This is a genomic window from Microbacterium sp. STF-2, assembly GCF_034650155.1.
GTDB classification, from domain to species: Bacteria; Actinomycetota; Actinomycetes; order Actinomycetales; family Microbacteriaceae; genus Microbacterium; species Microbacterium maritypicum_A.
In genome coordinates, this window is record NZ_JARKMW010000001.1 from 2,024,290 (window position 1) to 2,043,188 (window position 18,899).

The window sequence follows — 18,899 nt, forward strand, 5'->3', positions numbered from 1 at the left end:
CAGCGGTTTCTGCACACGGGCGAACAACGGCGAAGGAAGTCGCCGACCGCCTTCTCAGAACAGGGCGGGCTGCGGGACGTACGCGCGTGCAGGGGCGCCGGCGTCCGGGGCGAGCTCGGCCAGCGTGGGCGGGTCCCACTTCGGATCCCGGTCCTTGTCGACGATCTGCGCGCGGATGCCCTCGACGAGGTCGGGGTGCTCGTTCACGAACCACAGCACGCGGCGGTACTCGCCCTCGAGTGCGGCACGAAGCCCCGAAAGTTCACGCGCCTCGCGCACCGCATCGAGCGTGACAGCGAGGCCGGTCGGCGCGAGGCCCTCGAGAAGGTCCGCGATCGCGGCGGCCTCCGTCGTGCCCTGGGCCTGCAGGCGATCGATGATCTCGATCACCGTCGGAGCGGAGAAGGCGTCGTCGATCCACTCCCGCCACGCCGGGAGCTGCGAGGGCTCCGGCGTCTCGTCGAACAGCAGGACGATCTCGCTGGGCCCCGTCGGATCGGCGCGGAAGGCGAGAGCCTCGCTCAAGGCGTCGAGGCGGTCCGACGGCACGAAGTGATCGGCGAAGCCGAGGTACACGGCATCCGCGCCGCTCATCGTCGCTCCGGTGAGGCCGAAGTACTCGCCGAAGCGCCCGGGGGCACGGCCGAGAAGCCAGGTGCCGCCGACGTCGGGCGTGAATCCGATGCGCGTCTCCGGCATCGCGAGCTTCGAGCGCTCCGTGACGATGCGGATCGCCGCGTGCCCGGCCAGGCCGATGCCTCCCCCCATCGTGATGCCGTCGGCGAAGGACACGACCGGCTTGGGGTATTCGGCGATCATCGCGTTCAGCGCGTACTCGGCACGGAAGAACTCCGCGGTCTGATCAGCCTGCCCCGCCACGATCTGCCCGTGCAGAGCCCGCACGTCGCCGCCGGCGCACATGCCGCGATCCCCCGCTCCGTGGAGCAGCACGATCTGCACGTCGGTGTCGTCGCGCCAGGCGTTCAGCGCTGCGGTGAGGCTCTCGATCATGCCGACGTCGAGGGCGTTGATGGCCTCGGGGCGGTTGAGCGTGAGCCGCCCGAGCGCCCCTTCGGTGCGGACGAGGACGCGGGATGCAGCGTGAGAATCGGTCACGCTGGCCAGGCTACCCCTTTCGGCAAGGGCGTCATTCCGCGCGAAATGCGGGATCCGACAGGGTTTTCCGGCAGGATAGGGAGGAACTGTTCAAATGCGACGAGAGGTCACGGATGCCTGAAGGACAGGTGCTCGAGTTCACGCACGTGACGAAGCGCTTCAATGAGGTGACCGCCGTCTCGGACTTCTCCGCGCGCGTCGAGCCCGGAGCCGTCACCGCCTTCCTCGGCCCGAACGGAGCCGGCAAGACCACCACGTTGCGCATCCTGCTCGGCCAGGTGCGCGCCACATCCGGCACGGCGACGATCGGCGGCACGACGTATGCCGAGCTCCGCCAGCCGCTGCGCACGATCGGCGCGGTACTCGAAGAGACCGTCTACCGTCCCCGTCGCACCGCCGAGCGCCAGCTGACCATCGCCGCCAAGGCGAACGGCATCCCGCTGGCACGCGTCGGCGAAGTGCTCTCCCTGGTCGGCCTCGAGGGCGAGGGCGACTCGCGCATCGGCGGCTTCTCGCTCGGCATGCGTCAGCGGCTCAGCGTCGCGAACGCGCTCCTCGGCGACCCCGGGGCCCTCGTCTTCGACGAGCCGGCCAACGGACTCGACCCCGAGGGGATCCGCTGGATGCGACTCCTGATGCGTCGCCTCGCCGACGAGGGACGCACGGTCCTCGTGTCGTCGCACGTCCTCAGCGAGGTCGAACAGGTCGCCGACAACGTGCTCGTGCTCTCGAAGGGCACGCTCGTGCTGGCCAGCGGAATCGAGACGCTCGCCGACCCCAAGGGCGGCTCCGTGATCGTGGACGCCGCGGATCGCGCCGGGCTGACGTCCGCGCTCGCTGCGGCCGGGTTCGACATCGAAGTGCTGCGCTCGGGTCTGACCGTGCGCGGCGGAGACGCCGAGACCGTGGGAGCCGTCGCGGCCGACGCAGGCATCGCCCTGAGCACCCTGGTGCAGCGCGGGCCGACTCTCGAAGACGTCTTCATCGACCTGATGCGGGGTGGCCGGTTCGCGCCGAGCGCTCCCGCAACGGCGACCCCGCTCGTCGCGCCGAACACCCCGGAGATTGCGCCCGAGGAGTCGACTCCCGCAGAGGCCGCTCCCGAAGAAGCATCTCCGGCACCCGCCGACTCCGTGGTCGCCATCCCGGTGGCCGCAGCAGCCGCCTGGGCGGCCGAGGCTGCGTCTGCTCCCGCAGGCGAGGCCGTGGCCTCGAATCTGGCAGCCTCCGTCGGCGCTGACGCATCCGACGTGTCCGACGCATCCGAGGCCTCCGTGGCAGAGAGCGCGGAGAGCGCTGCGGACGAGTCCTCCGCCGACGTGGATTCCACCGATACGATCGCGACCGGAGAGTCGACGTCCGAGGAGGAGACTCCCGCCGAAGACGCTCCGGACGAAGAAGATTCTGTCGAGGAAACACCGGGCGAAGAAGCATCGATCGGCGAGTCCGGCGACGTCGCCTCGGGTCCGTTCGAGGTGGGCGACGCTCCGACCCTCGGCGAACAGTCCACAGACGAACAGGCTCCGGCTCGATCCTTCGATGAGATCCTGTTCGGCGCCGCCGTGCCGGCGGACACCGCAGACACGACGCCGTCCGACCTGACCTCCGGTGACGAGGACCACAGCGGGGTCGAGATCTTCGCGGATCTCGACGACGCATCGGTCGCCACGGAATCGGACGCGCTGTCCTCCCACAGCGATGGCCCCTCATCCGCCGACACCGAGGACACCAGCTCTTCCGACGATGACGAGGAGGACCCGCGCTCTGCAGCGGTGAGTTCCATGCTCGCGGCCGCCGCCCGCGCGTACTACGAGGACGAGCCCAAGGACTACCCGCTGGGCGCAGAGGACGAGCCCGCCCAGGGCGAGGCGTCGGACAGCGAGGCTGCGGACAGCGAGGCTGCGGACGGCGAGGTTGCGGACGGCGAGGTTGCGGACGTCGATACGCCGGAGGCCCCCGCGGAGAACGCACACTGGAGCGTCGCCTCCACGGGCGTCATCGACACCGTGCCCCTGGCCGAGGGTTCCGCGGGAGGCGACGAGACGACTCCCGATGACTCTGACGAGAACACTCGCGAGAACCACGACGGTGAGAACCACGACGGTGAGAACCACGACGGCGAGAACCACGACGGCGAGAACCAGCACGGGGATCACCAGCACGGCTGAGCGACTCGGCTGACGAGAACGCCCTCCGGACCTGCGGGTCTGGAGGGCGTTCTGCGTTGAAGGGAGGCCGTGCATCGCGAGGCACCGCCTCCCGACGTCGGCGTCAGGCGGGCCGGGGGCGGATGACGGGGCGTCGTCGTCCCTTCGAGACCGGGACCGGTGCCGTGGCCACGATCTCCTCGACGTTCGCCGGTTCGGTCGACACATCGAGCCGGAGTGCCTGAGTGAGCGCGAGCCCGTGGCTGGTGGTGAGGATCAGTCGGCGGTACTGCGGGTCGCCTTCGAGATCGATCACGACGCTCGGGCGACGCCGGCGGATCAGCACGAAGTCGAGGCTGCCCGCGGCCTTCCAGCTGCCTGCGGCGAGAACACCGGGAATGTGCGTCCCCGGGTTCGGGACTCCGCGGAGCCAGGTCCAGGCGTCTTCCGTCAGCTGCACCTTGGTGATGGTGTCGCGCGCGATACGGAGGTTGTCACGGTGGAAGGTGGCGGCACGTTCGATCGGCGAGAGCACGACCTCCAGTTGCGACTGGTCCAGCAGCAACGTCACCATGTCCCCCAGTCTGCCAGCGCGGCCCTGCCAGTTGTCTGGAAGTTGCTCACAGGAACGCAACGATCCCTTGTCGATCAGCACCAGTCATCACGCATTCCTCCCGAGATTCGAATATATGTACTATACTCGATTCATCGCGGCATCCGGGCGCCGAGAAGCACCGCTGGCGTCGGCGTCGAAGAGTGAAACCCGTGTGCGCGTGTGCCCGCGTTACGGCCGCGCCGCAGCCGCAGCGGTCGCAGCGACTGGAAGTGCGGCCTCGATCTGCTGCAGTTCCTCCTCGCCGTGTGCGGCGGTGAGGAACCAGGCTTCAAACACGCTCGGCGGAAGAGCGACGCCCTGCTCGCGCAGCGAGTGGAAGAACGGCGCGTAGCGGAACGACTCCTGCGCCTGCGCTTCGGCATAGTTGCGCGGCGCCGAGGCCCGGAAAGAAGCGTTGAACAGGTTGCCGGCGGTGGCCACCGCGTGCGTGACACCGGCCGACGTGAGCGCGGCGTCGAGCGCGGTGGACACCCGAGCGGATGCGGCGTCGACGGTCGCATAGACCTCGGGGGTCGCGAGCCGCAGCGTCGCGAGACCCGCAGCGACCGAGAGCGGGTTTCCGGACAGTGTGCCCGCCTGGTAGACCGGCCCGAGCGGGGCCAGCAGGTCCATGACCTCGGCACGTCCACCGAGCGCGGCCAGCGGCATGCCCCCGCCGACGACCTTGCCGAACGTGAAGATGTCGGGCAGGTAGTCCTCGCCGGCGGCGGCCTGCAGCCCCCAGAATCCGGCCGGGTGCACCCGGAATCCGGTGAGCACCTCGTCGAGGATCATCAGTGCGCCATGAGCATGCGCGGTCTCGGCGATCAGACGGTTGAATCCGGGCAGCGGAGCGACCACGCCCATGTTCGCAGCCGAGGCCTCGACGATGACGGCGGCGATGCGCTGACCGTGCTCGGCGAACACGGCGGCCAGGGCCTCCGGGTCGTTGTAGCCGATCACGAGGGTCTGGGCGGCGATCGGCGCGGGCACCCCGGCGGAGCCCGGCAGCGCGAGCGTCGCGACGCCGGAACCGGCTTCCGCGAGAAGGCCGTCGGAGTGGCCGTGGTAGTGACCGGCGAACTTCACGAGCAGGTCGCGACCGGTGGCACCGCGCGCGAGGCGGATGGCCGTCATGGTCGCCTCGGTGCCCGTGGAGACCAGGCGCACGCGCTCGATGGGTCGGGTCTCGCCGAACCGCACACGGTCGGCGATCAGCGCGGCGAGTTCGACCTCGCCCTCGGTCGGAGCACCGAACGAGAGCCCGCGGGACGCCGCCTCCTGCACCGCGGCGACGATCTCCGGGTGCGCATGCCCGAGAAGCGCAGGACCCCACGAGGCGACGAGATCGACGTACTCGCGACCGGCGGCATCGGTGACCCTCGCGCCCTTCGCCGAGGCGAGGAACCGCGGCGTGCCGCCGACCGATCCGTAGGCGCGCACCGGCGAGTTGACCCCACCGGGAATCACCGTGCGGGCAGCGGAGAACAGGTCGTCGTTGCGGTCGGTCATGAAGGAGAGCTCCTCGCAGAAGTCAGTCGCGCAGCCAGCCGGCCGCTTCGGTGGCCCAGTAGGTGAGCACCGCATCCGCACCGGCGCGGCGGATGGAGAGAAGGGACTCGAGGATGGCCGCGCGACGGTCGATCCACCCGTTCGCACCGGCGGCCTCGATCATGGCGTACTCGCCGGAGACCTGATATGCCCACACTGGAATACTCACGGTGTCGCGCACCTCGCGCAGCACGTCGAGGAAGGCCATCGCCGGCTTCACCATGACGATGTCGGCTCCCTCGGCCTCATCGACGACGGCCTCGCGCACACCCTCGCGCCGGTTGCCCGGGTCGAGCTGGTACGTGCGACGATCGCCGGTGAGCTGAGAGTCGACAGCCTCGCGGAAGGGTCCGTAGAAGGCGCTGGCGTACTTCGCGGCATACGCGAGCAGGAGGGTGTCGGTGAACCCCTCGCCGTCGAGCGCCCGGCGGATCACCGCGACCTGGCCGTCCATCATCCCGGAAAGCCCCAGCAGCTGAGAACCTGCGCGCGCCTGTGCGAGCGCCATCGAGGTGTACCGCTCGAGAGTCGCGTCGTTGTCGACCGAGCCATCGGCGGCCAGAACGCCGCAGTGGCCGTGATCGGTGAACTCGTCCAGGCACAGGTCGGTCTGCACGACGAGCGCGTCGCCGACCTCAGCGGCCAGGGCCTCGGTCGCGACGTTCAGGATGCCGTGCGGGTCGTCGGCTCCCGACCCGACGGCGTCGCGGACGGCGGGCACGCCGAACAGCATCACTCCGCCGACACCGGCCTCCGCCGCCTGGACCGCCGCCGCGCGCAGTGAATCCAGGGAGTGCTGAGCGACGCCGGGCATCGAGCCGATCTGCACGGGCTCGGAGATGCCTTCGCGCACGAAGAGCGGAAGCACGAGCTGTCGAGGCTGCAGCGAGGTCTCACGCACGAGATCCCGCACCGCCCGCGACTGCCGCAGACGCCTCAGTCGAACGTCGGGAAAGCTCACGGCGCGAACTCGTCGGCCGCGTGCGGAAGAGTGAAGTGCGAGACCGCATCGATGAGCGCGTCGACGGTCTGGCGGTCGGCGACGACCGACACGGGCAGGCCCGCACGCTGCGCGTCCTTCGCGGTCCGCGGTCCGATCGCGGCGAGCAGCGTCTCGTCGGGGATCTCCGGGAACTGCTCGCGCACCTGCTCGGCGACCGACCCGCTGGTGATCAGGATCGCGTTGATCCGTCCGTTCTCGACGTCGCGGCGGATGCGCTCCGTCACCGGCACTCCCACCGTGCGATAGGCGACGACGCCGTGCACGTCGTGACCAGCCTCGGAGAGCAACCGGCTCAGCACCGGCTTCGCGATCTCGCTGCGCAGGGCGAGGATACGGCGCGGCTCCTTCTCGAGGGCGATGAGCTGCTGCGCCATCCCCTCGGCGGAGTTGTCCTGCTCGGGAACCAGCGTCACCTCGTAGCCGACCGCCTGCAGAGCCGCGGCGGTCGTCTCACCGACGGCGGCGATCTTGGTCGCACGCGGCACGACGGCCCGGTGCGCGAAGAGCACGTCGACGGTGGTGGCGCTGGTGACGGTCAGCCAGTCGAACTCCCCCGCGGCCAGTTGCGCGAGCGCGGAGTCGAGCGTCGCCTGATCGGTCGTCGGCGCGAAGTTGATGAGCGGCGCGACGACGGGCACGGCGCCCAGCGCGCGCAGACTCGCGGCGACGCTGTCGCCCCACGGCCCGCCACGGGGCACGAGGATTCGCCAGCCGTCCAGCGGTCGGTCCTGCTTGATTTCGGAAGTGGTCATGAGGATTGCTCTCGGGATACGAGGCCGGCCGCCCCTTGATCGAGCAGCCGACGGGCAACAGTGAACCCGAGCTCGCGCGCTGCGTGCATCGGGTCTGCACCATCGGCAGCATCCGCTCCATTGCCACTGCCGTTCCGACGAATATACTCCCCGTTCAGGTCTTCGGTGACGTCGAGGCCGATCCGGCGCCCTCCGTCAGCGGCGTAGACGACCGTCCTGACCCGGATCGAGGAGCCGTCCACCACAGCGTGCGCGGCCATCGGCGCCTGGCATCCGGCATCCAGTCCCTGCAGGATCGCGCGCTCGACGGTGATGGCCAGACGCGTGTCGGCATCGTCGAGACCGGCGAGAGCCGCGAGCAGCTCTTCCGGTGCATCGGCACGGGTCTCGACGGCGAGCGATCCCTGCCCGGGCGCGGTCGGCCATTCGGCGAGACCGAGCTCTTCCCGTCGCAGCGGAGACTTCGCTCCGAGTCTCGAGAGGCCCGCCGCCGCGAGGATCACCGCATCCAGCTCCCCGGAGGCGACCCGGGCGAGACGGGAGTCGACGTTGCCGCGGATGTCGACCACCTCGGCGCCCGGCGCCCGACGATGCACCTGCGCGATACGACGCGGCGAACCGGTGCCGACCGTGCTGCCGGAGCGCAGTTCGTGCAGTGCGGTGCCGTCGCGGGTGAGGACCACATCGCGCGGATCCTCACGCTTCGGCGTCGCGGCGATCACGAGGCCATCGGGGATCGCCGTCGGCAGATCCTTCAGCGAGTGCACGAGGAAATCGCACTCCCCCGCGAACAGCGCCTCGCGAAGGCGCGTGGCGAAGATGCCCTGGCCGCCGATCTCGGAGAGGGATGCACGATTCGTGTCGCCCTCGCTGGTGATCGGGACGAGTTCGACCCGACGCCCCGAGAGCTTCTCGAGGGCCGTGGCGACATGGCCCGACTGCGCCTGCGCGAGCGCACTGCGACGGGTACCCAGACGGATGGGGGTGCTCATGGGCTTACTGGAGGACGTCCGCGATCTCGTCGAACCGGAGCCTGCGCCCCGTGTAGAAGGGCACCTCCTCCTTCACATACATGCGGGCATCGGTGTAGCGGAGGTCGCGCATCATGTCGACGAGGTCGGTGAGCTCATCGGCCTCGAGCGGAAGCAGCCACTCGTAGTCGCCGAGCGCGAACGACGCGACGGTGTTCGCGAGCACACCCTTGAAGGCGGCACCCTTGCGGCCGTGGTCGGCGAGCATCTTGCGACGCTCCTCCTCCGGCGCGAGGTACCACTCGGGCGTGCGCACGAACGGGTACAGGCACAGCCATTCCTTGGGGTCGACCCCGCGGAGGAAGCCCGGAACGTGCGAGCGGTTGAACTCGGCGTCGCGGTGCACGCCCATCACGTTCCACACCGGGAGCAGCGCACGCAGAAGTTCGGTGCGACGAAGGCGGCGGAGCGCCTTCTGCAGCTCCTCGGCAGTGTCGCCGTGCAGCCACACCATGAGGTCGGCATCGGCCTTGAGGCCGGAGACGTCGTAGAAGCCGCGGACGGTGACGCCGGAGTCCTCGATGTAGGAGACGATCGTCTCGAGCTCGGTCGAGTCGGTCTCCGTCACGGGGACGTCGGGGTTTCGTCGCCAGACAGCCCAGAGGGTGAAGCCGGACGGGTTCTCATCGCGCTCTTCGGACATCATGCTCCCCAGTCTGCCTCGTTTGCGCAGGAGCCGCTAATCACCCGCGAGGGCTGCTCACGGCATCCTGGAATGCTGCACCTCAGCGCGAGAGGAAGCGCGCGATCGCCCAGACCGCGCCCCCCACCGCCGCGGCGATGCCGACCGCGGCGGCGATCGCCCCGATCGGGTTGCGGTCCGCGAACACGCGGGCCTTCGCCGCCGCACGCGTCGATGCCTTCTCGACCCGGCGTGGGATGTTCCCCTTGACCTCGATCGCCGCGAGGGCGGCCTTCAGCTCGGCGCGGGCCGAGGCGACGGGGTCGACGATCCCGCCAGGAACGGCGGTGCGCGGCAGCGACTCAGAATTCGTCATCGCCGGCCTCCTTCACGAGTCGGATGTCCTCGGCGACGGCCTGCGCCGGGTTCTGGCGCGCGAGCACCTTGCGGAACTTGAGAATCCCGAGCAGCGCGAACAGCAGCACGGCGAGGATCAGGATGCCGAACACCGCGATCGCGGAGAGCCACACGGGCCACCAGGAGGACAGCCCGGCGATCGCGAACACGAGGATCACCGGCACGGCCCAGAACAGGAAGAACAGCGCGACGAGGAACCACACGGAACCGATGCCGGCGTCCTTCGAGGTGCGCGAGATCCACGCCTTCGCGGCGTCGATCTCGGCCTTGACCAGATTCGTGACGAGTTCCGGCAGGTCTCCGAGGAGAGTCAGCAGGCTGTCGTCGGCGCGATCGCGGTATCCGCGGGGCATGTCAGGCGCCGGACTTCTTGGGGGCGGACTTCGCAGCCGGCTTCTTGGCCGCGGGCTTCTTCGCGGCGGGCTTGGCTGCGGTCTTGGTCGACGTCTTGCTCGACGAGGCATTCGACGACGCGGTGGCCTTCGCGGCTTCGACCGCCTCTTCCGTCGCCTCGGCGAGGTCTTCCGCCGCCTCGCGTCCGGTGGCGATGGCGGAGTCGAGCCGCTGACCGGGCGTGCCGTTGCCGCTGACCGACTTCGCGACCTTCACGACCCCGGTCCAGAGAGCGCCGGGGACGGCTGCGGCCTTGTCGCCGACGAAGCCCTTGACCTTGGTGACCTGCTCCTGCACGGGATCGAGGTTCCACACCTTGAGCCACTGCGTCTTGATCTGCTCGTAGCGCTCACGTCCGGCACGGGTGCCGAGGACGTAGCCCACGCCGAGCCCGACGACGAGTCCGATCTTCCCCTTCATGGGGTCTCCTCACCTTGTTCCGGTAGTCCGGCCAGATTCGCCCGGTTGGGACCGGCCGCAGGCTTTCGCACCCCGCGGCCAGGTACCCAGCGTAACCCCGTATGCCGATTTCGGCATCTATGGGTCAGAGGGTTGACACGGAGGGCACTCCCACTCCGACGATCAGTCCCACAACAGGGCGCGTCGCAGACGGTCGGCCTCGTCCCGCGCATCCGGGACCACCTGAGCGAGCCCCGTTCCCGCCAGCCAGGCCCCCACCGCGGCCACACCGGGCACCGCCTGGACAGCTGCGCGCGCCGCTGTGCGCCTTTCTCCGGACCCGATGATCGACGCCGGCTGCGACTGCACGAAGCGCCCACGATGCGAGGCGACGACGGCCGCAGGGCCGATGGCGACGCCGAGCAGGGCGGCGGCTTCTCGCCGCGCCAGGTCTGCGGCCGCGTCGTCGCTCAGGCCCGCGGTGGCCGCCGGCTCGCCCTGCGCGCCGAACGACACCCGGACGATCTGCCGAGCGCCTGCGGCCTCGCGCACCCAGCCCCACTTCGCCGTCGAGTGGGTGAGCGCCTTGGCGGTGTGGCTGCCCGGGACGGTGAGCACGCCGGTACCGCGGGGCGGGGTGGCGAGTTCCGGCGCGTCGAGGAGGAGGGTGACGATCTCGATCTCGGGAGAGGCTGCGGCCTCTGTCTTCAGAAGGTCGGGCACCACCGAGGCGAGGAGTTCCCGCGCTGCGGATTCGGGGGTCGCGATGATGACGGCGTCGGCGGCGAGCTCCTCGATCACGGGCGGCGCGGAATCCTCGACGGCCGCCTGCAGCTCGACCACGAGCGGGTCTGCGTCGTCGACGCTCGAGGGAACCTCACGGGTAGGCGCGACCTCGACGTCGACAGTCCAGGCCGCCCCCACCTTGCGCACACGGCGCACGCGCACGCCCGCGCGCACGTCGGCGTCGAGCCGCACCAGGTCGGCGGCGAGCGCGTCGACGAGGGTGCTCATACCTCCGGAGAGTCCCTCCACGGCGGCTCCCGGTGTCGTAGAGGGGGTCTTCGCTGCTGGCGACTTCGCCCCCGACGCGGCGTGAGAGGCTTTCGCCGCAGCCTCGTCACGGAGCGTCTGCACAGCCCCCGAGAGGGAGCCGACCCGGGTCAGGGCGGCATTGAGTCCGGGCGCCGCGACATCGATGTCGACGTCGTCGGGAGAGGCGGAGTAGACACCGGTCGTCACGGGAGCGACGAGGCGATCCCGCACCTTCGCCCCCATGCGCGAGGCGACGAGCTTGCCGAGGCTGAGCTGGTGGCCGATCGTGAGTGGCGGCCGCACGCGATCCAGATAGGCGCGCCAGACGCCGGACCACCCGATGATGCGGCGGACGTCGGGCTGGAAAGGGTTGGCGGGGATGCCGAGGATGCCGCCGGCCGGGAGAGGTGCCGCGCCCACTCCGGGAATGCCGGCGAGCCATGCGCCGCCGGCCTGCGGGACCACGATGCGGTCGGCCAGTCCCAGCTCCTCGACGAGCTCTCGCACGAGGCCACCCCTGGTCGCGTAGCTCTCGGCGCCGGCATCGACGATCACGCCATCCAGATCGACTCGACGGATCGCGCCACCCAGTTCGTCGGCAGCCTCGAGCACGGTGACGCGCATCCCGACCTTGGCGCACTCCCGCGCAGCGACGAGGCCCCCGATGCCGCCTCCGACCACGACGACATGCTTGTCCGCCGCACGGGCGGCGAGGTCGGACGGCTCGGCAGCGGAGGGCTCAGGGCTCATGCGTCAATTCTCGCACCGGGCCGGTCGGGCCCCGGCGACGGACGGTTCACGCCTCGACGGGCTCCGACGCACCGCGCCCGCGCTTGCGCACCTCGCGCAGCACGATCTGCTCAGGGCACACCGTGGAGAGGAAGTCGCCGACCGAGAGAGCCAGGCGCTCACCGACGAGGGAGTAGAGGATGCGATTGGCGTCGCGGCGCTCGCTGATGAGTCCGGCCTGGCGGAGCACGCTCAGATGACGGGAGATGGTCGGGCCGCTCGCGGAGAAGCGCGACGCGATCTCGCCGGCCGCGAGCTCACCGTCTTTCAGGTCCTGCAGGATCTGGCGCCGCGTAGGGTGCGCCAGCGCTGCGAAGATGTCGGTCGCGCTGTCTGCCATGGTTGCAATATAGCACCTTTGCTAGATAGTGTTTAGCCGCGTAGCTAATGAGCGAAGGAGAGGCATCATGCGAGTTGCCATCACGGGCGGTACCGGTTTCGTCGGCAGGAACCTCGCCGAACGTCTCGACGATGCGGTCGTCGTCTCCCGTCGAAACGGCGTCGACATCACCGACGTCGACGCGCTGGCCTCCGCGTTCGAGGGGTGCGACGCCGTCGCGCCCTGCGCCGGGATCAACCGCGAGATCGGAGAGCAGACCTTCCGTCGCGTGCACGTCGACGGCACGAGAGCCGTCGTGGAGGCCGCTCGCCGCGCGGGTGTGCAGCGCATCGTCCTCGTCAGCTTCCTCCGGGCACGCCCCGACTGCGGGTCCGGCTATCACGAGTCGAAGTGGGAGACGGAAGAGATCGTGCGCGCCTCCGGCATCCCGCACACGATCCTCAAGTCCGGCATGATCTACGGCCCCGGCGACCACATGATCGACCACGTGACCAAGGCGGTGCGGACCCTGCCGTTCTTCTGGACCGTCGGATATCGCGAGCGCACGGCACGGCCGGTACCGGTCGAGGATGCGGTCGATGTGCTCGTCGCCGCTCTCGAGGGCCGCATCGAGGAACCGACGATCGCCGTCATGGGAGCCGACGAAATCACGCTCGGCGAGGCCATCCGCCGCATCGCCCGCGTCGCCGGACGCCGACCCGCCTTCGTCCCCGTGCCGACGTGGATGGTGCGCGCGCTGGCGCAGGTGACGGAGTGGACCATGGTCGTGCCGCTCGTCGCGAAGGCCCAGGCGCGGATGCTCGCCGAAGGCGTGAGCGAACCCGCGCCGTTCGCTCCGGAAGCGCCCCTCGGAATCCGGCCGTCACGCCCTTTCGACGATGCGCGCATCCGCGAAGCACTTCCGCAGGGACGCTTCACCCTCGACGACCTGCGGATCACGCGCCGCCTGCAGGCGGCACGGAGAGCCTGAGGTCAGATCGTGTGCGCCAGCTCGACGATGCGGGTGAGCTGGTCGGGATCGGTCTCCGGAGGAACGCCGTGGCCGAGGTTGAGGATGTGGGCTCGCGCCGCACGGCCGCGCTCGACGACGTCGCGTACGTGGGCCTCGAGCACCGGCCACGGGGCTGCGAGGAGAGCCGGGTCGATGTTGCCCTGCACCGTGACATCCGGCCCGAGGATCGCGGCCGCTTCGTCGAGCGGCTGGCGCCAGTCGACTCCCACCCCGTCGGCCGCACCGTCGAGGCGCATGTCGGCGAGGAACGGGCCGGTGCCGACGCCGAAGTGGATCGTCGGCAGACCGATGCCCGCAAGCGCCGCGTGCGAATGCGGGGCGACGAAGGCGCGGTAGTCGGCGGTGCTGAGGGATCCTGCCCAGCTGTCGAAGAGCTGGACGACCGAGGCTCCGGCGTCGCGCTGCGTCTCGAGGAAGCGGCGCGAGACCTTGGCCAGCCAGCCAGCCAGACGGTTCCACGAGTCCGGGTCGGAGTGCATCATGGCCCTGGCCCGCAGGTGCTCCTTGGAGGGACCGCCCTCGACGAGATAGGCCGCGAGCGTGAAGGGCGCGCCCGCGAACCCGATCAGCGGGGTGTCGCCCAATTCCGCCGTGACGAGACGGACCGCTTCGGCGATGGCCGTGCCGTCCAGGTCGTCCGGGTCGATCGCGGTGATGCGCTCGACGTCGGCTGCCGTACGCACCGGGTTCGCGAACACCGGGCCGCGACCGGGCTCGATCTCGACATCGACGCCGGCGAGGCGCAGCGGGATCACGATGTCGCTGAAGAACACGGCCGCATCGACCCCGTGGCGACGCACCGGCTGCAGAGTGATCTCGGCGGCGAGGTCAGGGGTGAGGCAGGCATCGAGCATCCTGGTTCCGACGCGCAGCTCGCGGTACTCGGGCAACGACCGGCCGGCCTGTCGCATGAACCACACCGGAGGGTGGGCAGGACGGTCGCCGGCGAGGGCGCGCAGGAGCGGGGCGTCGGAGAGGGCCATGCGTCCATCCTCCCATCCGCGCCTTATGGAGCCGCCGAGTTCGACGGGTCGGACCCTCGCCCGCAGACGCTCCGGTACAATCGATCTGTGCTGCTGTGTGTGACGGCGAGTCACAAGACCGCCTCCTTCGAATTGCTCGAACGCCTGAGCCGCACCCCCGACGACGTCGCTCCCACCATCGTGGGCATGACGCCGTGCGTGCAGGGTGCGGTCGTCCTGGCGACGTGCAACCGGTTCGAGGCGTACGTGGAAATGGACGAACCGGTCACCGCCGCCGGCGCCATCGGCGTCGAGGCCGTGATCGAGGCGGTCGAGTCCGCGACCGGCATCTCCGCCGCCGACCTCGACGGCGCCTACACCGTGCACTCGGGTCGACGCGTTGCCGAGCACCTCTTCTCCGTCGCCTCCGGCCTCGAATCCGTCGTCTCCGGCGAGGGCGAGATCGCCGGCCAGGTGCGCCGCGCCCTCAAGTCCGCCCGCAAGGACGGCACCACCTCGCCCGAGCTCGAGCGCCTCTTCCAGCGCGCCAGCCAGGCACAGCGCAAGGTCAAGAACGTCACCGCCCTCGGTCGTGCCGGCCGCTCGCTCGTGCGCCTCGCGCTCGAACTCGCCGACAGCCGCATCGCCGACTGGTCCGCCGAGCGCGTGCTTCTGGTCGGCACCGGCGCCTACGCCGCGGTCACTCTCGCCACGCTCCGCGAGCGCGGCGCCGTGAACATCTCGGTGTACTCGCCCTCCGGCCGCGCCGAGGTCTTCGCCGCGAAGCACGGCATCCGTCCGATCACCGCCGACGAGTACGCCCGCACCGCTGCACACTCGAGCCTGCTCATCACCTGCACCACGGCCACCGAACCGGTGCTCGGCCCCGAGCACCTGCAGCTGCCGACAGGTCCCGCCGCAGCCGGCTGCCCCGTGGGCGCGCACAGCCAGCTCGTGGTCGATCTGGGCATGCCGCGCAACGTCGACCCCGCCGTCGCCTCCCTCGAGGGCGTCGCACTGCTCGACCTCGAGACCATCCGCCTGCACGCACCGCTCGAAGAACTGCAGGCGACGGATGCCGCGCGCAGCGTCGTCCGCGAAGCCGCCGAGACGTTCCATGTCGTGGGCGCGCGTCAGAGCGTGACCCCGTCGGTCGTGGCCTTCCGCTCGCACATCTTCGAGCTGCTCGAACGCGAGATCGATCGTGCCCGGGCGCGCGGCGACGAGGACGGAAAGGTCGAACAGGCCCTGCGTCACCTCTCCGGCGTGCTGCTGCACACTCCGACCGTGCGCGCTCACGAGCTCGCCGCCGCGGGTCGTGCCGACGAGTTCACCGCAGCACTGGCCGCGCTGTACGGCATCACACCCGAGGCTGAGTCGTCGGAGGACGCCGCCACCGCCTGACACGCGCACGCGTGGGTGGGACACTGGAGGCATGGCCCTTCACATCACCGGAGACACCGCCGCCGACGAGCTGCTGACCGACAATCCGCTCGCCCTCCTCGTGGGGATGCTGCTCGACCAGCAGGTTCCGATGGAGACCGCGTTCGCCGGTCCGCTCAAGATCGAGCAGCGCACCGGAGCAGCCGACGCCGCGACGATCGCCGGCATGGCACCGGACGAGTTCCTCGAGGCGTTCAAGCAGACTCCGGCCGTGCACCGTTTCCCCGGGTCCATGGCGACACGCGTGCAGACACTGTGCCAGACCCTCGTCGACGACTGGGACGGCGACGCCGCCGCCCTGTGGACCGAAGGGGACCCGTCGGGGCCCGAGGTGCTGAAGCGACTGAAAGCCCTTCCCGGCTTCGGCGAGCAGAAGGCCAAGATCTTCCTCGCCCTCCTCGGCAAGCAGTACGGCTTCACGGGCGAGGGGTGGCGTGAGGCCTCCGCTCCCTATGGTGAGGACGGGTCGTACCGCAGCGTCGCCGACATCGTCTCGCCGGACTCGCTCGCGAAGGTGCGCGAGCACAAGAAGGCCATGAAGGCAGCGGCGAAGGCCTCGAAGTGAAACCCACGGGGGACGACGTCGCAGGGCTCATCGCCCGCTCCTCCCCCGCGGTCCGCCGCCGGGACGCCGAGACCCTGACCGCGCTCATGCAGGAGATCACCGGACGCGAACCGCAGACGTGGGGCACGATCATCGGGTTCGGATCCTGCCACTACCGCTACCCCACCGGCACCGAGGGCGACAGCGGACTGCTCGGCTTCGCCCCGCGCAAGGCCGCCACCACGATCTACCTGTTCGACGGCGTCGCCGCGCACAGCGAGGCCCTCGCGAAGCTCGGCCCGCACACCACCGGCGTTGGCTGCCTCTACATCAAGGACCTGGAGCAGATCGACCTCGACGTGCTGCGTGGCATCCTGGAGCGCTCACTCGCCTGGGTCGAGGCCGGCGGCACCCCCGAGGTGCAGCTCACCGTCACGGGCTGAGTCGCGAGCATGCTCGCAGGGTTCGAGGTTCGAGACCCATGCTGCGCGACGAGACCCATCCGCAGCAGCGTCTGCGCGGATGGGTCTCGGCGAGGAGCGTGGGTCTGGCCCGACGTGACAGGAGTCAGCCCTGAGCGGCGAAGAAGGTGCGGATGTCGCCGGCGAGCAGGTCGGGGCGCTCCAGAGCGGCGAAGTGCCCGCCCTCGTCGAAGCGGCTCCAGTGCACGATGTTGGAGTTGTCGCGTTCGGCGAAGACCCGGATCGTCTGGAAGTCGTCGGCGAAGACCGCGACTCCGGTGCGCGCGGCGTTGATGCGCGGCTCGGCGCCTTCGGCCGCGGCGTCGGCCCTGGCGTTCTCCAGGTAGCTGCGGCTCATGCCGGATGCCGCGTTCGCGAACCAGTTCACGCTGACCTCGAGCAGGATCTTCTCCAGCGGTACGAGGGAGGTGCCGTTGCCGAACGAGTTGAACAGCTCGCTGTACGCGAGCAGCCCGACCGGGGAGTCGCTGATCCCCACCGACACGGTCTGCGGGCGCGAGGAGTTCATCGCGTTGTACCCGCCGACCGACTGGAACCACTGCATGTGCTCGAGGCCGGCGTAGTCCGCGGGCTCCAGCCTCTCGAACTCCGCCGGGTCACCGGAGGGGAACGAGAACAGCTGCAGCACGTGCAGTCCGAGGAAACCCTCCGGGTTCAGCAGTCCCAGCTCGCGCGCCACCATGGCGCCGTTGTCCGAGCCGTGGATGCCGTAGCTGTCGTAGCCGAGCCCGCGCATGAGACGGTCGTAGGCCTCGGCGACCTTTCCGACCGTCCAGCCCGGCGAGGCGAGCGGCTGCGAGAAGCCGTACCCCGGCGCATCCGGGATGACGACGTCGAACGCGTCTTCCGCGCGGCCGCCGTGCGCCACCGGGTCGACGAGACGGTCGATCACGTCGAGGTAGTCGACCGCCGAACCGGGGTAGGTGTGCGCGAGCAGCAGCGGCGTCGCGCTCTCGTGAGCCGACCGCACGTGGATGAAGTGGATCGTCTGGCCGTCGATCTCGGTGGCGAAGTGCGGAACGGCGTTGATCTGCTCCTGAGCAGCAGCCCAGTCGAAGTCGCGCCAGGCGGCGATGGCCTCGCGCAGGTAGGAGTTGGGGGTGCCGGCATCCCAGTCATCCGTCGGCGACGGCTGCGGAAGACGGGTGCGGGCGAGGCGATCCTGGAGATCGGCGACCTCGGCGGCGGAGACCGAGACGGTGAAGGGGCGGAACGTGAGCGTCGTGTTTTCCATATCTTGAAGGTAGGAGGGCATTAGGTTGGATTCGTTCCTAATGGATGAAGAACTTTCGAGGAGTTCTCATGGCCGATCCCACCGCGCGGCTGCTGGCCCTGCTCGCCCTGCTGCAGACCGGCCCCGACCGCTCCGGAACCGAGCTCGCCGCCCGGCTCGGCGTCTCCTCGCGCACCGTGCGGCACGACATCGAGCGGCTGCGCGACCTTGGATACCCCGTCGACGCCACGCGCGGATCGGTCGGCGGATACCGTCTCGGGGCCGGTGGCAGCCTCCCTCCGCTGCTCCTCGACGACGAGGAAGCCGTGGCTGTCACGGTCGGACTCCGCGCCGCAGCGGGCATCGCCGGGGTGGCGGAGTCGGGGGCCAGGGCACTCGCCAAGCTCGAACAGGTGCTGCCCTCGCACCTGCGCCCCACGGTGGATGCGCTGCGCTCGAGCGTCGACCGCGCCCCGGAGAACAACGACACCGACGCACCGGACCCCGAGGTCGACGCCGCGTCGCTGCAGGCCATCGCGAGCGCGATCCGCAACGAGGAATGGCTGCGCTTCGACTACGAGGGCGCGCCCGTGCTGGTCGAGCCGTATCGGCTGCTCACCTGGGTGCGCCGCTGGTATCTGGTCGCCCGCAACCCCGCGACCGACGAGTGGGGGACGTACCGTGTCGACTGGATGGAGCTGCGGATGCCGACCCATCGCCGCTTCGATCCCCAGCCGCTGCCCGGCGGCGACTACACGGCGTTCGCGATGCGGACCATCGCCGTGAGCGGGTGGATCGTGCACGCCCGGCTGCGCATCGATGCGCCGGCCGCGGCGGTGCTCGATCGGATCCACGCCGCAGTCGGGGTGGTCGAGCCGGTCGACGACGAGCACTGCATCCTCGTCACCGGCGCCGACAGCCTCGACACCGTCGCCGCCTACATCGGGATGCTCATGATGGACTTCACGGTCGAGAGCCCGCCCGAGCTGCTCCCCCGCCTGCAGCTGCTCTCCGAGCGCTACGCACGCGCGGTGGCCGGGAGCACATGAAAGA

General features: G+C 70.1%; 20 protein-coding genes. 6 read left to right on the top strand and 14 right to left on the bottom strand.

The genetic code is table 11. From position 1 onward, the window contains the following. Positions 1 to 54: 54 nt before the first annotated feature. Entirely contained in the window at positions 55 to 1,116 is a 1,062-nt protein-coding gene (locus MicroSTF_RS09780; protein WP_322955243.1) for an enoyl-CoA hydratase/isomerase family protein, read from the bottom strand. Between the two features lie 113 nt (positions 1,117 to 1,229). Here MicroSTF_RS09780 and MicroSTF_RS09785 point away from each other — a divergent pair, with 113 nt between their 5' ends. Then, on the top strand, positions 1,230 to 3,284 hold the full coding sequence (locus MicroSTF_RS09785) for an ATP-binding cassette domain-containing protein (RefSeq protein WP_322955245.1): 2,055 nt from the start codon (positions 1,230 to 1,232) through the stop codon (positions 3,282 to 3,284). Positions 3,285 to 3,387: 103 nt separating this feature from the next. Here the strand turns inward: MicroSTF_RS09785 and MicroSTF_RS09790 are convergent, their stop codons facing one another. The 11 genes from MicroSTF_RS09790 to MicroSTF_RS09840 all read right to left on the bottom strand — a co-directional run bounded on the left by MicroSTF_RS09790 (position 3,388) and on the right by MicroSTF_RS09840 (position 12,190). Beyond that, positions 3,388 to 3,837, bottom strand: coding sequence for a hypothetical protein (locus MicroSTF_RS09790; protein ID WP_322955247.1), 450 nt, complete (start codon positions 3,835 to 3,837; stop codon positions 3,388 to 3,390). A 210-nt stretch (positions 3,838 to 4,047) separates the two neighbouring features. Further along, positions 4,048 to 5,370 carry a glutamate-1-semialdehyde 2,1-aminomutase gene (gene hemL, locus MicroSTF_RS09795; protein WP_322955249.1) on the bottom strand — a complete coding sequence of 441 codons (1,323 nt, stop codon included), beginning with the start codon at positions 5,368 to 5,370 and terminating at the stop codon, positions 4,048 to 4,050. Between the two features lie 22 nt (positions 5,371 to 5,392). Further along, a complete protein-coding gene (gene hemB / locus MicroSTF_RS09800) occupies positions 5,393 to 6,370 on the bottom strand; it encodes a porphobilinogen synthase (RefSeq protein ID WP_029267862.1) in 978 nt (325 codons plus the stop codon). Next, positions 6,367 to 7,164: a uroporphyrinogen-III synthase gene (locus tag MicroSTF_RS09805; protein ID WP_021198270.1), complete on the bottom strand. Its 798-nt coding sequence runs from the start codon at positions 7,162 to 7,164 to the stop codon at positions 6,367 to 6,369. The genes hemB and MicroSTF_RS09805 overlap by 4 nt, the downstream gene beginning before the upstream one ends. Further along, positions 7,161 to 8,156, bottom strand: a complete 996-nt coding sequence (gene hemC / locus MicroSTF_RS09810) for a hydroxymethylbilane synthase (RefSeq protein WP_322955253.1) — start codon at positions 8,154 to 8,156, stop codon at positions 7,161 to 7,163. The genes MicroSTF_RS09805 and hemC overlap by 4 nt, the downstream gene beginning before the upstream one ends. Positions 8,157 to 8,160: 4 nt before the next feature. After that, positions 8,161 to 8,841, bottom strand: a complete 681-nt coding sequence (hemQ, locus tag MicroSTF_RS09815) for a hydrogen peroxide-dependent heme synthase (protein WP_021198268.1) — start codon at positions 8,839 to 8,841, stop codon at positions 8,161 to 8,163. 79 nt (positions 8,842 to 8,920) lie between these two features. After that, positions 8,921 to 9,193, bottom strand: coding sequence for a hypothetical protein (locus MicroSTF_RS09820; protein WP_021198267.1), 273 nt, complete (start codon positions 9,191 to 9,193; stop codon positions 8,921 to 8,923). Next, the gene (locus MicroSTF_RS09825) at positions 9,180 to 9,587 is read right to left on the bottom strand and encodes a phage holin family protein (RefSeq protein WP_021198266.1); all 408 of its coding nucleotides are present in this window, start codon (positions 9,585 to 9,587) and stop codon (positions 9,180 to 9,182) included. Before MicroSTF_RS09825 ends, MicroSTF_RS09820 begins: the two co-directional genes overlap by 14 nt. 1 nt (position 9,588) lies before the next feature. Further along, positions 9,589 to 10,047: a hypothetical protein gene (locus MicroSTF_RS09830; RefSeq protein ID WP_021198265.1), complete on the bottom strand. Its 459-nt coding sequence runs from the start codon at positions 10,045 to 10,047 to the stop codon at positions 9,589 to 9,591. A gap of 162 nt (positions 10,048 to 10,209) precedes the next feature. Next, complete coding sequence (locus MicroSTF_RS09835) at positions 10,210 to 11,811, bottom strand: protoporphyrinogen/coproporphyrinogen oxidase (RefSeq protein WP_322955262.1); 1,602 nt, start codon at positions 11,809 to 11,811, stop codon at positions 10,210 to 10,212. Positions 11,812 to 11,857: 46 nt separating this feature from the next. Continuing rightward, positions 11,858 to 12,190: a metalloregulator ArsR/SmtB family transcription factor gene (locus MicroSTF_RS09840; protein ID WP_021198263.1), complete on the bottom strand. Its 333-nt coding sequence runs from the start codon at positions 12,188 to 12,190 to the stop codon at positions 11,858 to 11,860. Between the two features lie 67 nt (positions 12,191 to 12,257). On the opposite strand from MicroSTF_RS09840, the gene MicroSTF_RS09845 reads away from it, so the two are divergent. Continuing rightward, positions 12,258 to 13,160, top strand: coding sequence for an NAD(P)H-binding protein (locus MicroSTF_RS09845; protein ID WP_322955265.1), 903 nt, complete (start codon positions 12,258 to 12,260; stop codon positions 13,158 to 13,160). Between the two features lie 2 nt (positions 13,161 to 13,162). On the opposite strand, the gene hemE is transcribed toward MicroSTF_RS09845, so the two are convergent. Next, a complete protein-coding gene (gene hemE, locus MicroSTF_RS09850) occupies positions 13,163 to 14,185 on the bottom strand; it encodes a uroporphyrinogen decarboxylase (protein WP_029267869.1) in 1,023 nt (340 codons plus the stop codon). Between the two features lie 87 nt (positions 14,186 to 14,272). On the opposite strand from hemE, the gene MicroSTF_RS09855 reads away from it, so the two are divergent. Genes MicroSTF_RS09855 through MicroSTF_RS09865 form a run of 3 tightly spaced genes read left to right on the top strand, consistent with a single transcriptional unit; the run spans position 14,273 to position 16,594 of the window. Next, on the top strand, positions 14,273 to 15,568 hold the full coding sequence (locus MicroSTF_RS09855) for a glutamyl-tRNA reductase (RefSeq protein ID WP_322955268.1): 1,296 nt from the start codon (positions 14,273 to 14,275) through the stop codon (positions 15,566 to 15,568). Positions 15,569 to 15,599: 31 nt separating this feature from the next. Then, complete coding sequence (locus MicroSTF_RS09860; protein ID WP_136024109.1) at positions 15,600 to 16,172, top strand: HhH-GPD-type base excision DNA repair protein; 573 nt, start codon at positions 15,600 to 15,602, stop codon at positions 16,170 to 16,172. Then, positions 16,169 to 16,594 carry a DUF1801 domain-containing protein gene (locus MicroSTF_RS09865; protein ID WP_021198258.1) on the top strand — a complete coding sequence of 142 codons (426 nt, stop codon included), beginning with the start codon at positions 16,169 to 16,171 and terminating at the stop codon, positions 16,592 to 16,594. The genes MicroSTF_RS09860 and MicroSTF_RS09865 overlap by 4 nt, the downstream gene beginning before the upstream one ends. 124 nt (positions 16,595 to 16,718) lie before the next feature. Here the strand turns inward: MicroSTF_RS09865 and MicroSTF_RS09870 are convergent, their stop codons facing one another. Next, entirely contained in the window at positions 16,719 to 17,867 is a 1,149-nt protein-coding gene (locus MicroSTF_RS09870; protein ID WP_322955270.1) for an epoxide hydrolase, read from the bottom strand. Between the two features lie 68 nt (positions 17,868 to 17,935). Here MicroSTF_RS09870 and MicroSTF_RS09875 point away from each other — a divergent pair, with 68 nt between their 5' ends. Then, positions 17,936 to 18,895: a helix-turn-helix transcriptional regulator gene (locus MicroSTF_RS09875; protein ID WP_322955272.1), complete on the top strand. Its 960-nt coding sequence runs from the start codon at positions 17,936 to 17,938 to the stop codon at positions 18,893 to 18,895. Positions 18,896 to 18,899: the final 4 nt, after the last annotated feature.

Coding starts and splice junctions, on each gene's coding strand:
- MicroSTF_RS09785 (WP_322955245.1), top strand. CDS start 1,230: ATGCCTGAAGGACAGGTGCTCGAGTTCACGCACGTGACGAAGCGCTTC.
- MicroSTF_RS09790 (WP_322955247.1), bottom strand. CDS start 3,837: ATGGTGACGTTGCTGCTGGACCAGTCGCAACTGGAGGTCGTGCTCTCG.
- hemL (WP_322955249.1), bottom strand. CDS start 5,370: ATGACCGACCGCAACGACGACCTGTTCTCCGCTGCCCGCACGGTGATT.
- MicroSTF_RS09805 (WP_021198270.1), bottom strand. CDS start 7,164: ATGACCACTTCCGAAATCAAGCAGGACCGACCGCTGGACGGCTGGCGA.
- hemC (WP_322955253.1), bottom strand. CDS start 8,156: ATGAGCACCCCCATCCGTCTGGGTACCCGTCGCAGTGCGCTCGCGCAG.
- hemQ (WP_021198268.1), bottom strand. CDS start 8,841: ATGATGTCCGAAGAGCGCGATGAGAACCCGTCCGGCTTCACCCTCTGG.
- MicroSTF_RS09820 (WP_021198267.1), bottom strand. CDS start 9,193: ATGACGAATTCTGAGTCGCTGCCGCGCACCGCCGTTCCTGGCGGGATC.
- MicroSTF_RS09825 (WP_021198266.1), bottom strand. CDS start 9,587: ATGCCCCGCGGATACCGCGATCGCGCCGACGACAGCCTGCTGACTCTC.
- MicroSTF_RS09830 (WP_021198265.1), bottom strand. CDS start 10,047: ATGAAGGGGAAGATCGGACTCGTCGTCGGGCTCGGCGTGGGCTACGTC.
- MicroSTF_RS09835 (WP_322955262.1), bottom strand. CDS start 11,811: ATGAGCCCTGAGCCCTCCGCTGCCGAGCCGTCCGACCTCGCCGCCCGT.
- MicroSTF_RS09840 (WP_021198263.1), bottom strand. CDS start 12,190: ATGGCAGACAGCGCGACCGACATCTTCGCAGCGCTGGCGCACCCTACG.
- MicroSTF_RS09845 (WP_322955265.1), top strand. CDS start 12,258: ATGCGAGTTGCCATCACGGGCGGTACCGGTTTCGTCGGCAGGAACCTC.
- hemE (WP_029267869.1), bottom strand. CDS start 14,185: ATGGCCCTCTCCGACGCCCCGCTCCTGCGCGCCCTCGCCGGCGACCGT.
- MicroSTF_RS09860 (WP_136024109.1), top strand. CDS start 15,600: ATGGCCCTTCACATCACCGGAGACACCGCCGCCGACGAGCTGCTGACC.
- MicroSTF_RS09870 (WP_322955270.1), bottom strand. CDS start 17,867: ATGGAAAACACGACGCTCACGTTCCGCCCCTTCACCGTCTCGGTCTCC.
- MicroSTF_RS09875 (WP_322955272.1), top strand. CDS start 17,936: ATGGCCGATCCCACCGCGCGGCTGCTGGCCCTGCTCGCCCTGCTGCAG.